At 63.5% G+C, this 18,957-nt stretch carries 17 protein-coding genes and 1 CRISPR repeat array (1 of these 18 only partly in view); all 17 genes read right to left on the bottom strand.

The features are described 5' to 3' along the window. Window positions 1–701: direct repeats of the CRISPR family, unit length 28 nt; unit sequence GGATCACCCCCGCGTAGGCGGGGAAGAC; it reaches 242 nt to the left of the window's first position. Window positions 702–755: 54 nt separating this feature from the next. Next, window positions 756–1,100, bottom strand: coding sequence for a type I-E CRISPR-associated endoribonuclease Cas2e (cas2e, locus tag ACSJJT_RS06300; RefSeq protein WP_252908493.1), 345 nt, complete (start codon window positions 1,098–1,100; stop codon window positions 756–758). After that, a complete protein-coding gene (gene cas1e / locus ACSJJT_RS06295; RefSeq protein ID WP_021103153.1) occupies window positions 1,097–2,041 on the bottom strand; it encodes a type I-E CRISPR-associated endonuclease Cas1e in 945 nt (314 codons plus the stop codon). Before cas1e ends, cas2e begins: the two co-directional genes overlap by 4 nt. 3 nt (window positions 2,042–2,044) lie before the next feature. Continuing rightward, complete coding sequence (gene cas6e, locus ACSJJT_RS06290; protein WP_435917480.1) at window positions 2,045–2,698, bottom strand: type I-E CRISPR-associated protein Cas6/Cse3/CasE; 654 nt, start codon at window positions 2,696–2,698, stop codon at window positions 2,045–2,047. Further along, window positions 2,698–3,405, bottom strand: coding sequence for a type I-E CRISPR-associated protein Cas5/CasD (gene cas5e / locus ACSJJT_RS06285; RefSeq protein WP_063279636.1), 708 nt, complete (start codon window positions 3,403–3,405; stop codon window positions 2,698–2,700). Before cas5e ends, cas6e begins: the two co-directional genes overlap by 1 nt. After that, window positions 3,402–4,526: a type I-E CRISPR-associated protein Cas7/Cse4/CasC gene (gene cas7e / locus ACSJJT_RS06280; RefSeq protein ID WP_063279635.1), complete on the bottom strand. Its 1,125-nt coding sequence runs from the start codon at window positions 4,524–4,526 to the stop codon at window positions 3,402–3,404. Before cas7e ends, cas5e begins: the two co-directional genes overlap by 4 nt. Further along, window positions 4,523–5,149, bottom strand: coding sequence for a type I-E CRISPR-associated protein Cse2/CasB (gene casB / locus ACSJJT_RS06275; RefSeq protein WP_435917478.1), 627 nt, complete (start codon window positions 5,147–5,149; stop codon window positions 4,523–4,525). The genes cas7e and casB overlap by 4 nt, the downstream gene beginning before the upstream one ends. Beyond that, a complete protein-coding gene (gene casA / locus ACSJJT_RS06270; RefSeq protein WP_021105462.1) occupies window positions 5,149–6,807 on the bottom strand; it encodes a type I-E CRISPR-associated protein Cse1/CasA in 1,659 nt (552 codons plus the stop codon). The genes casB and casA overlap by 1 nt, the downstream gene beginning before the upstream one ends. Continuing rightward, window positions 6,804–9,599 carry a CRISPR-associated helicase Cas3' gene (gene cas3, locus ACSJJT_RS06265; RefSeq protein WP_435917476.1) on the bottom strand — a complete coding sequence of 932 codons (2,796 nt, stop codon included), beginning with the start codon at window positions 9,597–9,599 and terminating at the stop codon, window positions 6,804–6,806. Before cas3 ends, casA begins: the two co-directional genes overlap by 4 nt. A 283-nt stretch (window positions 9,600–9,882) precedes the next feature. After that, the gene (hutH, locus tag ACSJJT_RS06260; RefSeq protein WP_435917475.1) at window positions 9,883–11,412 is read right to left on the bottom strand and encodes a histidine ammonia-lyase; all 1,530 of its coding nucleotides are present in this window, start codon (window positions 11,410–11,412) and stop codon (window positions 9,883–9,885) included. A 103-nt stretch (window positions 11,413–11,515) separates the two neighbouring features. Beyond that, window positions 11,516–12,706, bottom strand: a complete 1,191-nt coding sequence (gene hutI, locus ACSJJT_RS06255; RefSeq protein ID WP_435917474.1) for an imidazolonepropionase — start codon at window positions 12,704–12,706, stop codon at window positions 11,516–11,518. After that, window positions 12,703–14,043, bottom strand: coding sequence for a formimidoylglutamate deiminase (locus ACSJJT_RS06250; RefSeq protein ID WP_435917473.1), 1,341 nt, complete (start codon window positions 14,041–14,043; stop codon window positions 12,703–12,705). Before ACSJJT_RS06250 ends, hutI begins: the two co-directional genes overlap by 4 nt. Then, on the bottom strand, window positions 14,040–15,242 hold the full coding sequence (locus tag ACSJJT_RS06245) for an allantoate amidohydrolase (RefSeq protein ID WP_435917472.1): 1,203 nt from the start codon (window positions 15,240–15,242) through the stop codon (window positions 14,040–14,042). Before ACSJJT_RS06245 ends, ACSJJT_RS06250 begins: the two co-directional genes overlap by 4 nt. Beyond that, window positions 15,242–17,248 carry a urocanate hydratase gene (gene hutU / locus ACSJJT_RS06240; protein WP_435917692.1) on the bottom strand — a complete coding sequence of 669 codons (2,007 nt, stop codon included), beginning with the start codon at window positions 17,246–17,248 and terminating at the stop codon, window positions 15,242–15,244. Before hutU ends, ACSJJT_RS06245 begins: the two co-directional genes overlap by 1 nt. Before the next feature lie 185 nt (window positions 17,249–17,433). Continuing rightward, window positions 17,434–18,048: a nucleoside/nucleotide kinase family protein gene (locus tag ACSJJT_RS06235; RefSeq protein WP_435917471.1), complete on the bottom strand. Its 615-nt coding sequence runs from the start codon at window positions 18,046–18,048 to the stop codon at window positions 17,434–17,436. A gap of 22 nt (window positions 18,049–18,070) precedes the next feature. Next, on the bottom strand, window positions 18,071–18,436 hold the full coding sequence (locus ACSJJT_RS06230; RefSeq protein WP_435917470.1) for an FKBP-type peptidyl-prolyl cis-trans isomerase: 366 nt from the start codon (window positions 18,434–18,436) through the stop codon (window positions 18,071–18,073). A gap of 82 nt (window positions 18,437–18,518) precedes the next feature. Then, window positions 18,519–18,689, bottom strand: coding sequence for a 50S ribosomal protein L32 (rpmF, locus tag ACSJJT_RS06225; RefSeq protein ID WP_435917691.1), 171 nt, complete (start codon window positions 18,687–18,689; stop codon window positions 18,519–18,521). Window positions 18,690–18,693: 4 nt separating this feature from the next. Beyond that, window positions 18,694–18,876 (bottom strand): 30S ribosomal protein S14, encoded by a 183-nt coding sequence (gene rpsN / locus ACSJJT_RS06220; RefSeq protein WP_435917690.1) that lies wholly within the window; start codon window positions 18,874–18,876, stop codon window positions 18,694–18,696. Window positions 18,877–18,957: the final 81 nt, after the last annotated feature.

The following is an 18,957-nucleotide window of genomic DNA, read 5'->3' as shown; positions in this document are numbered from 1 at the left end:
ACGGATCACCCCCGCGTAGGCGGGGAAGACGCACCGCCTATGGTCTTGGTGATGCTGCCACGGGGCTCACCCCCGCGTAGGCGGGGAAGACTGCTGGTGTGCCAGGTGCGCGGGGCGCAGACGGGGCTCACCCCCGCGTAGGCGGGGAAGACCACTAACCGCCGCCCCTAAACCACTTTTTAACGGGCTCACCCCCGCGTAGGCGGGGAAGACTAAAACTTCTTCACGATTCATTGTCCATTGTCCGGCTCACCCCCGCGTAGGCGGGGAAGACCCCAGCCGGTCGGGCTCTACCACCTCAAGATAGGGATCACCCCCGCGTAGGCGGGGAAGACCTACTGTTCACGATTCTGGCAGGATTCGCCCAAGGATCACCCCCGCGTAGGCGGGGAAGACACTTTCGTGCCGTCTTCATCACAGTGTCAGCCGGGATCACCCCCGCGTAGGCGGGGAAGACCCCTGTCCAGCAGCCGACAGCGGCCCTCCAACCGGATCACCCCCGCGTAGGCGGGGAAGACTCGGATGTCGGATGAGGGCGGCTGCCCTCGCACGGATCACCCCCGCGTAGGCGGGGAAGACCTGGTGATGTCGGCGATCAGGCGGGTTGGGTCGGGATCACCCCCGCGTAGGCGGGGAAGACCTGGCCGGATGCTGTACACTGGAACTTGTTTAGGGATCACCCCCGCGTAGGCGGGGAAGACACCAGCTGACTACGGCTGATGCAGGAGCCTCGAGCAGATACGAGTATACTCGGTCTAACGCTTCGCTGTTCGACGACGCCGCGCAGCAGAACTCCATCCCGGCCGCAGTGTCGAGGTGTGTGCCTTATTGTTCGGTCTCTGTATGAGCTTCAGTCCATCAAAATCGACGACATCCCAGTCATGACGATGCACTCGAAATTCGAAGTGCTGTTCCCCGCGTATTGTGTACACCAATATTGCGCGCCCGTCTCGGCACATCTCGACGGTACGGTCCCAGAGAGCATCTCTGACGCGAGCCGGAACGTGCCCTACGAAGACCCCTGGGCTGATCTCCAGCAGCCATCGGGTGAGGTGGCCTCGTAGACCTGCTGGACATGCGGTGAGGACGAGCACGATCATGACTGCCCCCAGGACCGTCCTCCGGGCACAGCGCCTTCCCGGTCATCCCACAGCTCGACGATGTCCCAGCCATACCCTTCATCGGGTTCGCCAGGGGCGCCAAGGAGGATGTGGATGTCCTGTACGCATCTGGTCAGCAGCTTCGACTCGTGAAAAACATCACGCATGGCGCGGCGTGTGATACCAGCAAGATCGTCGGTGTCTCCGGTCGCTGCACACTCGAACGCGATTGGTACTGCCAGCGACGTCTTGTAGAGATCGGCCACGTCGTAGACGAAGGACCGATCGTGTCCTGTGTGGACAAAGCCGAGCCCGGCAGACAGCCCTAGCGCTGCGATCACCGAGTGAACAACCCCATAAAGGCACGTCGTGGCGGCTGTAAGTGCCAAGTTTGCTGGGTCCGATGAGGAGAAGTCCTCGACCTTATAGCTGCGTTTGTCCCAGTCGACGCCGAACTTGACCGCCGCGTCCCGATACGCCTGACGGACTCGAGCTCCCTCATGGCCTCGGAGTTCCTGCAGCGTTAGTCCCGTGGCAACATCGTCGGGAAACCTCATCTCGTACATGCGCCGCGCAACCGCCAACCGCTTCTTGCGGTCGGTGACGGCCTCGGCCTGGAGCTGGAGTAGCCGGGTGGTTCGGGCGAGAGGACGCCCGTGGGCATAGTAACGGACGCCTTGTTCGCCGACCCACAGCGTCGTCGCGCCGGACTCGGCCAGGAGCACCATCGCCTGGTGCGTGACGTTCGTCCCCGGGCCAAGCAGCAACGCGCCGATCATCGACGCCGGAACATGCACCGTTCCCTGTTGATTCGATGCCGTAATGGCGTTGGAATCCCGGTTGACGATGCAATGCTCCATGTAGACGAAGCTCAGCCGGTCTTGGACGCGCGCCAGTTCATGAACCTCGGCTGGCCGTGCGCCCGGGATCGGCTGAGTCATCGGTCACTTCGTCATCGGTGCCAGGGTCATCAGCCCGCAGCCGTACCCCTTCGCTGGCCCAATTCCGTGCACAAGTGCTTCTCGGGCGGCGTCGGCGTCCTGGATCTGGATGACGCCGTCGACCTGGGCTACCGCGAGCGTCACCGTGGATCCCTGACGACGGAACCGCAGGACCTCGCGTCGGGTCACCCTGGCTTGGTCCTTGACTGGCACAGCGAAACCGTGGCGCTCTGCGCGGCCGATGAACCAGGCCAACTGTTGCTCTGCGGTGACCTCGGCGACCCGTTTACCTCGCGATCCGGAAGCTGTACGAATGGCGGTGGTGGGATTGACGGTACACCGGAATTGCCACGTTGATCCGGGCTGCAGCCCCCTCAGAAAGGGATCGTAGTCGGCGGACCGGCCGGGAACACCCGTAGACCATCCTGCCTGCTCATTGAGAGTCGTCAGATCTGGTTGTAACGGGCTGACGATCATAAGGCGCGCATCATGCTTAGCTGGCCCCCGATCCAACCGCCACAGGGTACGTGCGTTCTCGGCAACGGATTGACCAGGGGGAAAGGTGCTGAGCACTGCGGCGTGGAGCCGTTCCGGTGACGCCAACAGGCGCATGGCGTCGCGCCGAGCCACGTTGATGTCGAACTGGGTGAGAAACATCAAGCTCCTTCCAGACCTGCGAACCAGTCGGGCTCGTCGTTTCCGTTGGGATTGTCGACGACAATCGTTGTCGTCGCGACGTCACGCCAGCCGTATTCGCGTCGCTCCGGGTTGAAGCTCAGCGGGATGTCGCGGACGGTGTCGCCGGGTTGTCCTGGCGCGGCGTCATATGCGATAGGAAGCCGGACAGATCGTCCTAACCGGCGCTGGTGCCATGGCTTGCCATGCCACGGCTCAGCTTCCAAAACCGTCATCAGCTCACCCTCCCGGATACCTAGGGACACCTGCCCTTCTGTGGGGCAGGACCTTCGGCCGAGGTAGAGCGGGAACTGTGGGTCGTTGATCGCTTCGTCTAGCGCCTCGAGCAAGGATGGATCGCCCTCAACAGCTGCGATGAAAACAGCATCAGCGAGGTAGTAGCGGTTCGAGAGGGGCATGGCATTGACGCTGCCGTCTTTTTTAGGGTGAGCCCAATCCATAGCCGTCTGAAAGTCCCGGACAACTGACCCCGGCTGGTCGGTGCGCACGCCAAATCGCAGCGTGAGGAGATCCTCAATACTGTCGGTGCGACGTCGCCCCTGCGCGGCCGCTAAAAGACCGATAACACCAGATTTCGTCGGTTCTCTTCGCGTCGCCCGGGTGGTGAACCGACTGGAGTCTCCCCAGGACTGTAAGGGTCCGGCTAAGCGTAGGAGTAGGACACTCACGACTCGTCCCGCAACAGTGACGCGACCTGCTCACGAACAGACGAGACAAGGTCATCGACGCGCATCTCAGTGCCCATTGATGCTACGGCCTCGGTGCGTGCCCCGATGCGGGTGACAAAGGATGCCACGGGTTCACCGAGGAATGCTTGCTCGCACTCATGCGCATAGTCGGAGAGAGCGCGACACGACGGCTCAACATAGCCCCCATCTGCGGGCTTGACGGCGTTCTCGAATGCCCCGATGAAGCTTGCGGACCGCCCCTTACGGATCTGCACGACGATGGCATCCGGGATCGTATTGTTGGCGAAAGTATTTTGCTTGCCAGTGGGCATAGACATGAGGAACCCACGGACGAAGGCTGAGGCGGCCTGAGCTGTCAGGTCGACATCACCAAGGTTGTTCTCAAGCGTGGACACTGCAACAGTCGCGAACCGGTACAGTGTCTCGGAAGTGAACTCGACGGTGCCGATCATGCCGGCTCCGGCGTCGTCCTCGTCGAGTTTGTAGTCGTCGACTGCGGTGAAGTAGTCAGACTCGATCTCGACAGCGTGCGTGCTCAGCGCGTGAGCAACTTGCACGGCGGAGTCGACGTTGAGATCCTTCGAGTCGGCTACCATGCGCCCGAACAGCGCCACCTCGATCCCGTGGTCAGAATCGGCCGCCTTCTTGGCGTCAGCTGCGCCTATCTTGCCGTCAGTCGTCGCGGCGAGTTCCGCGAGCCGATCGAGCTGCTGGTTCGAGTAGAACACGAGGTACTGCGTGCGCTCGACTCCTTCAGCCCCCGATTCGTCCTTCTTGCGGGGCTTCTCGGCTTTGAGTCCGAGCGCCTTGACGACCGCGAGAGCCCGTTGCTGAGCGTTTTCCGTGGAGAGTTCATATGGGGCCGCCATCAATCGATTCATGAGCAGCTCGACGACCCGCAGGGTCCGCGAACCAGTCTGGTCCGCAGGCAGGAACTCTTTGAAGGAGGTCCGCACGGCTTTCTTCCACGCCTGGGAACTCACTCGCGCTCGCCGCACACCGCCGTATAAGGCCGATTTCGGCGAGCCGGTGTCGTCGCGGTTGACGTTAGACGGCGGGACGCTCTGGATGACGTGGATGTCGACGTAGTACGAGCTCATTGGGCTTCTCCTTGCTTTGTCGTAGTGGAGGGATTCTGATCGTCGGATGGAATGCGGTGAAGCTGGCGTCCCCAGTCCAAGAGGACCCTGCTAGCTGCCGAAGTCTGGATGCGCCACAGATCGGCAGCCAACCGTCCGTGGTCGAGGGGTACGCCCTCAGATCGCATGAGGGTAATGAGGCCGCGAAGGTTCTCGATGCGAATGCCCCATTGCTGGGCGCGACACAGGTGTTGGAACCGTGAGATCGTGCCAGGGTCCCACTCTGGGCCCCCGGAACGACGGGCAGATAGGGTGCGGACGGCCTGACCTAAGCCGATGCCCGGCACGTGCATGGGCTCAGATCGGGATTGTTGATGGATGGCATACAGGACGACTGCGGCATGGACCGCTCGTTCAGCGGCGGTCGCCGGAGCAGCGCCGCGACCCAACAGATCGTCAGGGAGATGTCTTAAGGTGACCTCCCACACCTCGGGGTCGGCTCCTGACGTCGCGGCGTCGGCATGGCGCAGCGCCGCCATGGTGCGCACTGACCATGCATCACGGGGAGCCGCTAAGTACCCCCGTTGTAGATGATTGACGACGTCCAGCGTCGCCTTGGTGACGTCGTTCCAAGGTTCTGGCATCACTGCTCCTTCCGGGATGTCTTGGTCTCACGTTGCGGGTCTTCTGGCAGCGGGGCCGAGGTGCGTAAGCGAGCCGCGAAGCGCTGCCAGGCGCGGGCGAGATCCATGAGGTCTTCTCGTTCGGTGTTGGGAACCGGAACCATGCGACCCGTAAGGGCTGCAGGGCCGGCATCCCGGCATAGCTGCTCACCGACTGTGTGCATTACCTGTCGCGCCCGTCGCCGCCATGACAGCGTTGCGGCGCCGATATCGGTAGCTGTCGACAAGAGGCTGAACCACTCGCGATAGGCGGGGTCGAGCGCTGCGTAGCCCATCTCCGAGGCGCGTGGTCGTATGCCTTCCGATTCACTTCCGGTGGCTGCTGCTAGGTCGGTGGCGAGGTTCTGGAGCGCGAAGACCAGGGAGTCCGCCGTTCGTGCGGAGTCGACGGCCAGTCGACCGAGCTGTTCATCGGTGATGACGGCTACCGAGGCGGGCATGGCGTCGTCGATCGTTGTCGTTACCATCGAACTCTGCGATCCATACTCCATACCGATCGTTCGAATTCGAGTCACGTGATCGCCAGGTAAGGCTCCATCGCTGGAAAGGGTTGCGAGTTGCTCGAAAATCTCAGGTCGTAACCATAGGTCGTCCGGTTCCCCCGCTTTTCTCCGGCGGCGGTCGTCTGGGGCTGGTTCACGTACCAGCAGCGGCTCAAGCCCCCGCCACATGGCCTTCGTGGAATCGTGGCTTCGAGGCATGTACACGGTTTCACCCGCCGCCTTCGTCTGGGGGGCACTGAAGCGCCAGGCGGTCATTGAGTCGTTGTGGAGGAGGTATTTCCATTCGACCTTGTCGCCATTGCACAGCAAGACATCGACGACCCGATTACCATCGGTGATGAGGCGCGCTCGCCGGCTTTGCCAGGTGAATAGGTCAGCACATCCGGTAGGCACTGGGTGCTCCCGATCGGGCGCGGCAACTTGCGGAGGACGCTCCCAGACGGGCAAGTCATCTTGAGGGTCGTTTTCGAGGAAAAGGTTGAGCAATAAGGTCTCGGCTAACGACGCGCCCTCGACGATGACGATTCCCATCGGACCGCTAATGCCGGTGCCAATCGGGTAGCCCCTGCCTCCCTTGACTCGGGGATCTCCGATAGCGCCTGACTTGATGCCAGAGACGTCGAAGGCGTGAGCATGGATGAGCCAGCGCGCTGCTTCAGCGAAATCCAGCGAAGAGGTACCGGCCCCATCCCGCGTCGTGAAGAATCTGTCGTTTGCAGGCACCTCGCTGATGATCTTCGTGAGACCGGAATATCCGCCTTTGGCGGTGCGGAGATCAGCGACCTGCATGAACGGGGTTTTGTTGTCGACGAGGTTGAACTTATCATGCCAGCGGTCCAGATAAGTGTCGATCTCGTCGAGCGGTAACCCAGACTGCCACCACTCGCCCCAGTCGTCGACCTTCTCGTCGTCACTGCGGAATCGAGCCGTCGCTCGAATGGCAATAGCTAGGAGGAGACGCAGGATCGCAGCTTCCTGGGTGGGAATCTCGCCGGCGAGCCCGCGGAACTCGGTCCCTCGGTGAAAGGCGTCTCGGATCGAGACCTCGGTGACGTCGTTGTCCGGCGTTCTTACGGATATCCATGGCTCATCCACAAGGTTGAATGCGCTCGTCATGCCGGTACTCCATTCTGGGGACGGGGTTCGACCGTGAGTCCTCGATGAGGATCGTAGTGGATCGGACGGTCAAGAAGGGTCGTATTGCCATCGGAGTCAAGGACAAGGACGAGTTGTCCACGCAGCCATGGTGACGACTGCCATGAACTCAGATCGATTGGTGCGTTCTCGAGTTCGGCAATTGTCTGGTCGATGTCCCACGGACTCGACAGCGACCGGGGCAGAGTGACTGTGCACGATGCGACTGCCCGAGCGAGGTCGCCGTCAGGGGCGCCGAAGAGCGGCAGCTCGGCCCCTGAGAACTCTCCGATTCCGTCTAGGAGGTGATATCCGCCGGACTCGGTCTGTTGCACAACAATGACCTCGATGGAGTCTTCGGAGTCGCGTACCGAGGCCTGACCGCGCGTATTCTCCGGATCGACGGTTTTCATATCGGTGAGCCCCTTCATGAGGCTTGAGGCAGAGAAGGGGTCGGAAAGGCGGTATGTCATCGCTCGGGAAATGGCCGCTTTGTGGAGCGATCGAGATTCGAGGGTCGCCTCTTCTCCGCGGCTTAGCCATGGTTCAGGCCAGGTGAAGCTCTCATCGTAGGCGGTTCGAACCAGCCGAGGAATGTCGTGAGGCAAGGTGACATTGCCGTCGTCGAGGGCCTGGAGAATAGCCGCCGTACAGAGCAGAGCGCTGGGTTCATAAACCAGGTCGACGCCCTGACTGAACTGAGGGCCATCCTCCTGCCAGGCATCGACCCCGGTAACCAGGCAGGTTGCCTCGCGCATGGGTAGCGGGCGTTGCCGGTCGTGCCGGTGAAGGCGACCGATACGCTGGAGTAGCAGGTCCATCGGTGCGATGTCGCTGATGAGCAGGTCAAAGTCGACGTCGAGCGACTGTTCTAGTACCTGCGTCCCGACGACCACGATCCGGTTGGGTCGGTCGCCCCCTGAGCGTCCGAGACGCCGGACCAAATCGGCTTCGCGTCGGGCCCGTTGCGGGGCCAAGAAGCGGGAATGGACGAGCACGACCTCGCAGTTGAGGTGGCTGTTGAGGATATCGAAGGTCTCCTGGGCCCGAGCGACGGTGTCGCGAATGATGCCGACGCATCCGCCGTCGGACATCCGGTCCTTGATGAGCTCGATGAGCTCATCAAGGGAGTCGCCCATGAACTGGAGCGCAACCTGGCGTGCCGTGGCCGACGCTGAGGTGCCTCGCTGAGCGACACCGTCGGACACCGAGGTCATGAGCGGGTACTTGTCGGTTGTTGTTAGGGCTACGTTTGCATCTCTTCCGTGTCGGCCCTTGGCATACGCCAGCGCAAGTTCATGGCGTTGAGCTGGCGGCAGCGTCGCGGACATGAGGATGACGGGGGTGCGGTAAACGCAGAGCCATTCGAGGACGACCTTGAGGTACTCGCGCATGTAGACGTCAGCTGCGTGAACCTCATCGATGATGACGACCTTGCCTGCCAAACCGAGGTGGCGCAGCACGACGTGTTTGGATTTGAGGCCGGTGAACAATGCTTGGTCGATGGTTCCGACGACATGGTCGGCGAGGATCGCGCGCTTACGGCCGAGGAACCACTCATGCACGATCGCCGAAGCCTCACGCTGTGTGTCGACGCTGTCGTCGTAGACCGCCATGGAGTCGCTCCAGGGCATGAGCTGCTGGTATTGCTCGTTGAGCGCTGCCTTCGAGTGGGCCAAAGTGATGCTGGATTGGTCCTCAGCTGGTACGGCGTCCAGCCATTCCCGAACTCGACTGAACATGGGATTGGATGTGGCCATCGTCGGCAGACCGAAGAAGATGCCGCCGAGTCCGAATTTGTAGGCGAGTACATGGGCGCACATGAGGGCCGCTTCAGTCTTGCCCTGCCCCATGGGGGCTTCGATGATGAGCAGGCCGGGCTCCGCCATCGAGGATGCGGCTTCGACTGCTGCACGCTGCATGGCGTTGGGTTCTCCGTGGACGAGGGAAGGGAAGCTGGTGTGGAACAGCTCGTTCACGGAGTTGGGGCAGGGGTAGGGCTGCCAGGGGCGAGGGAGCTGCAGCCTGGCGATAGCTCGTCGGACTCGATCCGGTGTCGGTGTCGTGAGATCGTAGGGAAACAGTGATTCCGAACTGGCGATCCAGTCAGCGACGATGACGAGCGCCTCGGAGATCACCTGCGTCTGGATGGAGATCGGGGTGCTCATCCAGCTGGGTAAGAATTTCTCGGCACCGGTATGCGCGGCTATAGCGTCGAGGATCTCGTCGCGGGTGGTCTTCCAGAGGCGGTCCTCGCGATCCAGGGACAGCTTGAATTTCTCCATGTCCGCGGCCGTGGGATTTGACCCGTGGTGTCCTCCGATGATGGAGGCGATGTTGCGAGCGTGACGGCGTGCCTTGGGTGCATCAGGGTAGCGATTCACCAACCAGCTAGTGACGTGAGCCTGTCCCAGGGCGCCGTGGGGGATGGAAGCGTCCGGCTTCTCAATGACAAACCCCTGCCGTTCCATCTGATCGCACAGGTAGCTCGTTGATGTTCCGTTGGTGCGGGGGAACCGCGCTTTGTGTGCGAAGTCGGCGCTGACCTTTCCGACGTCATGGATCCCCGCTAGAAAGCATTCGAACGTTTGGGCGGCGCGTTCTCCGCCAAGGCTGTCGGCTAGGAGTGATCGGATGGATCGCGGTTGGAGGCTCCATATCTCGGCCATGACACCGGCGGCGTCCTCGAGGTGTTGGACGACCGGGAGCCAGTCTCCTGCCTCGTTTGTCTTGCCCCAGCAGGACTGTGCCGGTGGGGACCAGGTGTTGAGCATTGTCGCTTCCTTGCGGTTGATGTTGACAAGAACCTTAACATAAGAATTTAACTCAACTGAACAAGTTGGAAAATAACTGCAGGACGCCCACAGTTGATCACCGACCCCCGCAACGGCGGGGAGGATCGGGCCAGAAGCACGTCCTGCCCTACGCCCGCGCACCCCCGCAACGGCGGGGAAGGACATCCGAGATGCGGACGACACGCAACTCAACAATGGCTCACCTCTGCATGGGCAGAGCACACCCCACGCTACAGGAGCCATGTACACGAATCGTGCGTGGTCAACTCACCTCCACCTGCTGACGCACCACCTCGAGGAGCTCACCAGAAGCCACCAAGCGGTGCGCTTCGTCGATTTCGGGGGCAAGGAAGCGGTCCGGTCCGGGACCGGGAATGGTCTGGCGCATCCGGGCGATGACGTCGGCTACCGGTTTCGACGGCTCCAGACCTCGCATCTGAATAGCCCTCGCGGCGGTCAGGATCTCGATGCCAATGACGGCTCCCATGCCGTCAATCCCGCGGCGCAGCTTGCGGGCAGCCGACCAACCCATCGAGACGTGGTCCTCCTGCATGGCTGAGGTTGGAATGGAGTCCACCGACGCCGGTACCGCCAGTCGCTTCATCTCAGAGACGATGCCAGCCTGGGTGTATTGGGCAATCATGTGGCCGGAGTCGACGCCGGGATTGTCGGCGAGGAAGGGGTGAAGGTCGCGGTTGCGGGCCGGGTCGAGCATGCGGTCGGTGCGACGTTCACTCATGGACGCGAGGTCGGCCGCAGCAATCGCCAAGAAATCAAGCACATATGCCACCGGGGCGCCGTGGAAGTTGCCGTTGGACTCCACCCTCATGTCGTCGGTAATCACCGGGTTGTCGACTGCCGAATCCAACTCAACCTTCGCCACCTGCAAGGCATGGGCCATCGTGTCACGGACGGCACCATGCACCTGTGGCGCACACCGCAGTGAATAAGCGTCCTGCACCCGCTTGGCCGCACCTTCACGACCAGCCTGGATGAGGTCCGACCCTTCCAACAGAGCGAGGATGTTGGCAGCCGAGACGCCCTGACCTGGGTGGGGCCGAAGGGCCTGCAGGTCGGGGGCGAAAACTCGGTCGATACCGCACAGGGCCTGAACGGTCATCGCTGCCGCCAGGTCAGCCGTCGGGACGAGGACGTCGAGGTCAGCCAGGGCCATGATGAGCTGGCCGAGCATGCCGTCAGTGCCATTGATGAGGGCCAGGCCCTCCTTTTCGCGCAAGGAAATGGGCTTCAGCCCGACCTGGGCCAAGCCCGTGGCAGCGTCGACCTCGCCGCCATCGGGGGTCAGCACCGTCCCCTCACCGGTGAGGACCAGGGCACAGTGGGCCAGCGGTGCAAGATCTCCCGAGCACCCCAGCGACCCGTACTCCCCGACGACCGGGACGAGTCCTGAGTTCAGCAGGTCGGCATAAGCAGTGATGACCTCCGGACGCACCCCGGTGCTACCAGAGGCCATCGTCTTGAGCCGCAGGGTCATCATTGCGCGGATGGCCTCGGTCTCCACCCGCGACCCGGTGGACGCGGCGTGGGAACGGATGAGGGAGTGCTGCAAGGTGACGCGATGGTCGCGTGACACGCGGCTGGAGGCCAACGCGCCGAATCCGGTGGAGATGCCGTAGTGGGGGCTGGGGTCGTCGGCCAGACTCTCGATGAGGTCGGAGGCCCGTCTGACCCGCCCCATGGCTTCCTCACCGACCGTCACCTGGGCGCCCAGCCGGGCAACGGCGATGATGTCGTGGGGAGTGAGTGGGGCACCGACGTTGACTGGATCCATGGTCGTCCTTCCTTGGTGCCACGTCACCGTGGCGATTGTGGTGTCGATCTCGGCGTCGCCGAGTCGTTACGGGCACGAACAGGGGTGGGTTGCGAACGGGTTGTCAGGCGTCGAGTCGTAGCCGAGGCTGGTTCAGCTTGAGGAGCCGGCCTGCTAGGCACACCTGGTCGACAAGAGGCACGCCCGGGCGGTACATGAGGTGCAGCCACGACGGCGCGGCCAAGCTCACCAGGTCAGCACGGGCCCCAGGCCTCACCACACCCACGTCGTCGCGGCGCAGGGCTGCCGCACCGCCAGCGGTCGCCGACCATAGGGCCTGTTCCGGCGTCATGCCCATCTCCCGCACCGCCATGGCAAGGCAGAAAGGCATGGATGAGGTGAAAGCGGTTCCCGGATTGCAGTCGGTGGCCAGCGCCACCGTCATCCCAGCGTCGAGAAGACGTCTGGCGTCAGGGTAGGGCTGGTTGGTGCTGAACTCGGCAGCCGGTAGCAGGGTCGCCACGGTGTCGGTGGCCTTCATGGCATCAATGTCTTCGTCGGACAGGAAGGTGCAGTGGTCGATCGACGTCACCCCCAGTTCACAGGCGCGCGGAATGACCTCGGATGGACCCAACTGTGCGGCGTGGAGACGAAGTCCCAGCCCAGCAGCCTTACCTGCGCGCAGGATTTCCATGGTCTGGTCGGGGTCGAAGGCACCGGTCTCGCAGAAGGCGTCAATCCAGCGCACATAGGGACGTACGGCTTGCAGCATCTGCCCGCACACCAGACGGACGTACCCGTCAGGTTCGTATTCGGGCCCGACGACGTGGGCGCCCAGGAAGGTCACCTCGTCGGTGTGGGAACTGGCGATGCGGGCCAGCTTGACCTCGGTCTCGACGTCGAGCCCGTACCCCGTCTTGGCCTCCACCGTCGTCGTTCCGCTGCGTGCCATTTCGTCGAGGATCCCGGTCATGACGGCGTCGAGCAGCCCGACGGGCGCCTCCCGGGTGTGTCGAACGGTGCGCAGGATTCCGCCAGCCTCGTACTTCTGCCCGTTCATCCGGGCATCGAACTCGTCACTGCGATCTCCGGCAAAGACGGGGTGGCTGTGGGAATCAACGAATCCGGGGATGACGCAGGCCCCCGCCATGTCGGCCTGGTGATCGGCTGCGGGAGCCTCGGCACAGCGCCCCACCCAGACGATCCGGTCTCCATCGATGACGACGGCTGCGTCACGGATCTGCCCCAGGTCATCACTACCGACGGATGGATCATTGGTGACCAGTAGACCGATGTTGTTGATGACGACGCTCACGAGTCACGACCTCTCAGCTCGTTCAGTACATGGCGCAGATCCTCGGCGGTGGCGTCGTCGCGTCGGATCCACTCGCCCGCGATGATGGTGGCGGTGACGTCCTCGGCGGTTGCCGCCAGCGGCCAGCGTGTCGGGTCCACCCCGGCCAAGCGAGCCGACGACGGATCGACGACGACGACGTCAGCAGGATCACCCACGCTCAGCCCGGCGAGGTCGGAAGCGGGTGTGGAGGCTCGGCGCGGGCGCGGACCTACCGCCGGACGCAGGCTCGCCACCCCGTTTCGGGAACCGATCTTCCACAGGGAGTCGCAGCCGATGACTCCTCGGGTCCCGGTGGCCAGCCGAGCGGTGGATTCGAGCAGGCGCAACTCGGCGAAGGGGTCGGTGACGACGTCCTCGTCGGTGCCGATCGTCAGACGCACCCCGGCGTCGAGCAGATCCTTGACCCGCGCGATGCCGTCCCCCAGATCGGCCTCGGTGGTCGGGCACAGCGAGACGATGGTGTCCGTGCGAGCAATCATGGCGATGTCGTCGTCGCTCAGGTGCGTGGCATGGACGACGGTGGTGCGATTGGAGAGCGCTCCAGCACGTTCCAGGACGGCGGTGGGCGTCAGCCCGTGGGCGGCCAGACTCTCCTCGTTCTCACGGGGCTGCTCGGAGACATGGACGTGGATCGGGGCGCGGTCCGGCAAGCCCGAGACAGCTGTGGCCATCTCGTCAGGACTGACGGCTCGCACCGAGTGCAGGGCCGCTCCCGGCGTCACCAAGGGGGAATCCGGCAGGGCATCAGTGAGAGCGTGCCAGCGCTCCAACCATCCCTTGACACTGCCGTCACCAAACCTCGTCTGGTCCTCGCCGAGTGGAGCTCCCGGTCCGGCGTGCAGGTAGCAGGTGTCGAGCAGGGTGATCCGGATACCCGCGTCGACGGCAGCGTTGACAACGGCCAACTCCATGTCGTGGTGCGGGTAGGGGGTGCCGTCGGGCCGGTGGTGGACATAGTGGAACTCGCCCACGCTGGTGTACCCGGCAGCCACCATCTCGGCGAAGGCCGCTCGTGCCAGGCGGTGATAGGAGTCCGGGTCGAGGCGGTTGGCCAGCCGGTACATCTCGGTCCGCCAGGACCAGAAGTCCTCCCCCTCCCCGGCTCCTCGCAGTCCGCGGTGGAAGACGTGGGAGTGCGTGTTGGCGAATCCGGGAACAGCGACGCCGCTGAAGCTGTGGCGATCGTGCTGGGCGTCAACCGTGACCTTGGTGATGACGCCAGCATCACTCGAAACGCGCACATTGTGCGCAACCCGTCCCTCGACGAGGGCCTTCGGGAAGAACCACTCACTCACTTGACCAGCTCCTCCAACACGGCTCGCAGAGCCTCCGCTCCCGCCTCGCAGTCCTCGTCGCTGGCTGATTCGGCCGGGCAGTGGGACGCTCCGGTGGGATTGCGGACGAAGAGCATCCCGGTGGGTAGCGTCGCGGCCAAGGTGGCAGCGTCGTGACCCGCTCCCGTCGACAGCTGCGGGGTCTCCTCACCGAGGACCTGCAGCATCCGATGACGCAGGTCGTCGTCGAAGGCGGTGCGGTCGGTCCATGACTCACGGGTCCAGACGACCTGGCACCCCTGCTTGTCAGCAGCCGCTGCTGAAGTCTTCTGGATCTCCTCGACGACCTTGGTGACGGTGTCGGGGTCCTCGGCTCGGCAATCCAGCCACATCGTCGTGGCCGAGGCGATGACATTCGTCCCGCCTGGCTCGACGTTGATCCGCCCAACCGTCGTGACGCAGCCCTCCCGCTCAGCGGCCTCGCGGGACGCCAGGATGGTTTCGGCCACTGGGATGACGGGGTCGTGGCGATCGGGGATGAGGGTGGTCCCGGCATGGTTCCCCTGCCCGGTGAACTCGGCACGCCAGCGGCCGTGCGGCCGCACCGCTGTGGCAATCGCGACCGGGTGGTCGAGGTCGGCCAGCCCGCGCCCTTGCTCGACGTGCAACTCGATGAAGCAGGAGGCATCGAGCAGGACATCGTCAGGCTCGATGAGATCAGGGTCCAGGCCGGCCTCCCGCCAGGCGTCCGGCAGACTCTGTCCGTCCCGGGCGACGAGCCTGCGGGCGTCGTCCTTGCTGAGCTTGCCCGAGGCCAAGCGTGACCCCAGACAGGGCATGCCGAATCGTGCGCCCTCCTCATCAGCCATGGCGACGACGGCAAAGGGTTTCGACGGCTCGACCCCGGCTTCTTTCATCTTCGCCACGGCCACGAGGGAGGAGACGACGCCGAGCGGCCCGTCGTAGGCACCGCCGCCAGGGACTGAGTCCAGGTGGGACCCCGTCAGGACGGCCTCCGGGCCCGGCATTCCCCACCACGCCCAGATGTTGGCATTCATGTCCGTGACGATCGTCAGAGCCAACTCGGTGGCCTTCGTGACGAACCATTCCCGCAAGGCCACCTCGTCAGGGCGGAAGCAGAACCGCGAGTAGGAGCCGTCCTCGTTGCGTCCGATCCCGGCGATCTCGTCGAGCAGGGCTGCCGCTGTCCAGGTCGTCATCACTTCACCAATCCGTCGATGAGGGCGTCATCGACCAGGTAGGGCAGGGTGATCTGGGCGTCGTCGTGTTCCTGGTTGAACTCGGTGGCCGTCTCGATGGAGTGGTCGTTGCGGGCCCAGCCGCGTCGGGCCACACCGCACATGACGTCCCACAGCAAGGAGCTGCGGATGACGGCGTCGACCCGCTCGGAACCATCCAGGACCAGCCCGAACCCGCCGTTGATGGCATTGCCGATGCCGGTTCCTCCGCCGTTGTGCAAGGTCACCAGGCTCATGCCGCGAGCTGCATTGCCAGCGAAGCACTGGGTGGCCATGTCCGCCATGACGTTGGACCCGTCCTTGACGTTCGCGGTCTCGCGGAAGGGGGAGTCGGTGCCCGAGACGTCATGGTGATCCCGCCCGAGCATGACCGGTCCGATCTCGCCGTTGCGCACCATCTCGTTGAACCGCAACGCGATGTCCCTACGGCCCTTGGCGTCCTGGTAGAGGATGCGCGCCTGGGTGCCGACGACCAAGTTGTTGGCCTCGGCGTCCCGAATCCAGATGTAGTTGTCGCGATCCTGGCCGCGGCGATTCGGGTCGATGCAGTCCATGGCGGCATGGTCGGTGGCGATGAGGTCCTCGTGCTTGCCGGAAAGACAGACCCAGCGGAAGGGGCCGTAACCGTAGTCGAAGAGCTCGGGTCCCATGATGTCCTCGACGTAGGAGGGCCAGATGAACCCGTTGCGTGCGTCTCCACCCTTGGCGATCTCGGTCACCCCGGACTCGAAGACGGTCGCCATGAAGGCATTGCCGTAGTCGAAGAAGTAGGTGCCACGCTCGGTGAGGGTGCGGATGAGTTCGAAATGCTTGCGCAGGGTCTTGTCGACGCGGCGGGCGTACTCGTCACGGTCACGGGCCAGAAGCTCGGTGCGCTCCTCGAAGGTCAGGCCCTGCGGGCAGTAGCCGCCGTCGTAGGCGGCATGGCAGGAGGTCTGGTCGGACAGCAGCGGGATGTCGATGTCGTTGTCAACGGCGTACTGAAGCAGATCGACAATGTTGCCGTGGTAGGCGATCGAGATCGGGGTGCGCTCGTCGATGTGCTTTTTGGCCAGGGCGAACACCTCGTCGAGAACCTCGGAGACGTGCCCCACCCAGCCCTGGTCCAGACGGGTCTGGATGCGCGACATGTCGACCTCGGCGGTGATTCCGACGGCGTGAGCGATCTCGGCGGCCTTGGGTTGGGCGCCGGACATGCCGCCCAGACCCGAAGAGACGAAGAGGACGCCTGACAGGTCACCGTCAGCCGGAATCCCGAGGCGGATGCGTCCGGCATTGAGGATGGTGTTGAAGGTGCCGTGGACGATGCCCTGAGGCCCGATGTACATCCAGCCGCCGGCAGTCATCTGGCCGTAGTTGGCGACCCCCATCTCCTCGCAGATCTCCCAGTCCTTCTGGTTGTCGAAGTGGCCGACCATGAGGGAGTTGGTGACGATGACGCGCGGAGACTCTGGGCGGGATGGGAACAGCCCCAGCGGGTGACCGCTCATGACCACCAGGGTGGTGTCCTCGGTGAGCTGGGCGAGGTACTTCTTGATGAGTCGGTACTGCAGCCAGTTCTGGCAGACACTGCCGGTCTCGCCATAGGTGACGAGCTCGTAGGGGTAGAGAGCGACGTCGAAGTCGAGGTTGTTGTCGATCTGCACCTGGAAAGCCTTGCCCTCGGCGCAACGACCCTCGTAGTCGTCGATCGGGCGTCCCTTGATGTGACCTGCCGGACGCCACCGGTAGGCGTAGATGCGGCCGTAGGTGTGCAGTTCCTTGAGGAACTCTGGTGCAGCCTTCTCGTGCAGCTCCGGAGGAAGGTAACGCAGGGCATTGCGCAGCGCGACCTTGGTCTGGTCAGGGGTGAGGTGGAATCCACGTGAGGGGGCTCGTCGGATTCCGGGCTGGAAGACCGGGTCGGGTGGGAACTCGGCGTCGAGTTTGATCGTCATGGCTGCGGCAGTGCTGCTGTTGTCGTACATCGGTGGTGCCCCCAGATGCATATTCATGTGGGTGTGGTGTCGTCGTGACGAAACGGCACCGGGAGGGGCCACGCGCGATTGCCAGGGCTGGGGCGAATCGCACGTCGGTTTGATCGCCGTGGGTCGTCTCGCCAGTGAGACGTATCGACAGTATCACCATGGGTGGTGCGCAGGGTGAGGCGTCGTCAGTTGATCAGGACGACATCATCGGCACGGTTCCTCGTCGTGCGGATGAGCGCAGCATTGCGTTCGTCAGGGCCATTGGCCCAGGTCACCGCGCATTCCAGTGGCTTTCCGGCAGAGACGTGACGGCGGATGAGTCGGTCCATCCGCAGCTGGGGATCGACGTCGATGTACCAGGTCTCGGTGAACAGCGGTGCCAGCAGGGACCAGGGCTTCTCGTCGAGGAGGAGATAATTTCCCTCGACGATGACGAGCGGCACCTCGCGTGGTACCGGGATGGCGCCCGCGATGGGTTCGCCGAAGCCGTGTTGGTACATCGGGGCATAGACCACCGGCTCGTCGGCAGCGGCCAGGCGACCCACCAAGGACACGAATCCCCAGCCGTCGAAGGTGTCAGGGGCTCCCTTGCGGTCGGCGCGACCGAGTCGTTCGATCTCGGCCTGGGCGAGGTGGAACCCATCCATGGGGACGATCGCGCATGTCTCTCCCAATTCGTCGCCCAGCAGGCGGGAGAGGGTCGTCTTGCCAGCGCCCGGTTCGCCACACAGCCCGAGCATGCAACGACGCCCGGACCTCACGAGGGACCGGGCGCGAGCGACTGCGTGATCTGGGGTCACGTCGGATGCCGCTGTTGAGTGGTCAGATGACGTTGACGAGGTCGCAGACGAAGATCAGCGTCTCACCGCCAGCGATCACACCGGGAATACCCTGTGGACCGTAGGCGAGGTGGTGGGGGATGACGAGCTTGCGTCGTCCACCAACCTTCATGCCCTGCACACCTTCATCCCATCCGGGGATCACCTGGCCGGCTCCCAACTGGAAGGTCAGCGGTTCTCCGCGGTTCCACGAGGAGTCGAACTCGCGGCCATTACTCAGAGCCACTCCGACGTAATGCACCTCGACGAGGTTGCCGACGGAGGCCTCGGGGCCGTCGCCGACCGTGATGTCCTCAATGACGAGGTCTTCGGGGGCGGAATCGGGCAGGGTCACTTCGGGCTTGCTCATGACGACAACCCTACGGGATCAACACCCCTCGAGTGATTACCTGACCTGAGCGGCCACGCAGGTCCGCTCACGCGGTGACGACTCAGTCGTCGGCGTCGATCAGCCCAGAGTGATAGGCCTTGACCAGATTTCGGGGAACTCGCAGAACCTTGCCCTCAACGCGGATCTCAACCAACTGTGTTGGCGTGGTCTTCCACTGGGCCCGCCTATGACGCGTGGTCGAACGGGACTTCTTACGCTTCGGTACTGCCATGGTCTCACCAGCTTGACTTCGTGATTCCGGGGAGTTTGCCGCGGTGGGCCATCTCACGGAAACGGATACGGGACACACCGGCCTTGCCGACATAGCCACGAGGACGTCCGTCGACTCGGTCACGGTTACGCAGCCGCACGGGGGTTGAATCGTGCGGCAGGGTAGACAGTTTACGCGATGCCTCCATGCGTTCGTCCAATGAGACAGTCGGAGAGGACATGATGACCTTGAGCTCGGCACGTCGCGGCGTGTCGATCCAGGACCAGTC

Source organism: Cutibacterium nasicola, from assembly GCF_051303185.1.
Lineage (GTDB): Bacteria > Actinomycetota > Actinomycetes > Propionibacteriales > Propionibacteriaceae > Cutibacterium.
Note: the sequence above shows the minus strand (reverse complement) of the source record. Positions and strands in the feature narration are given on the sequence as shown.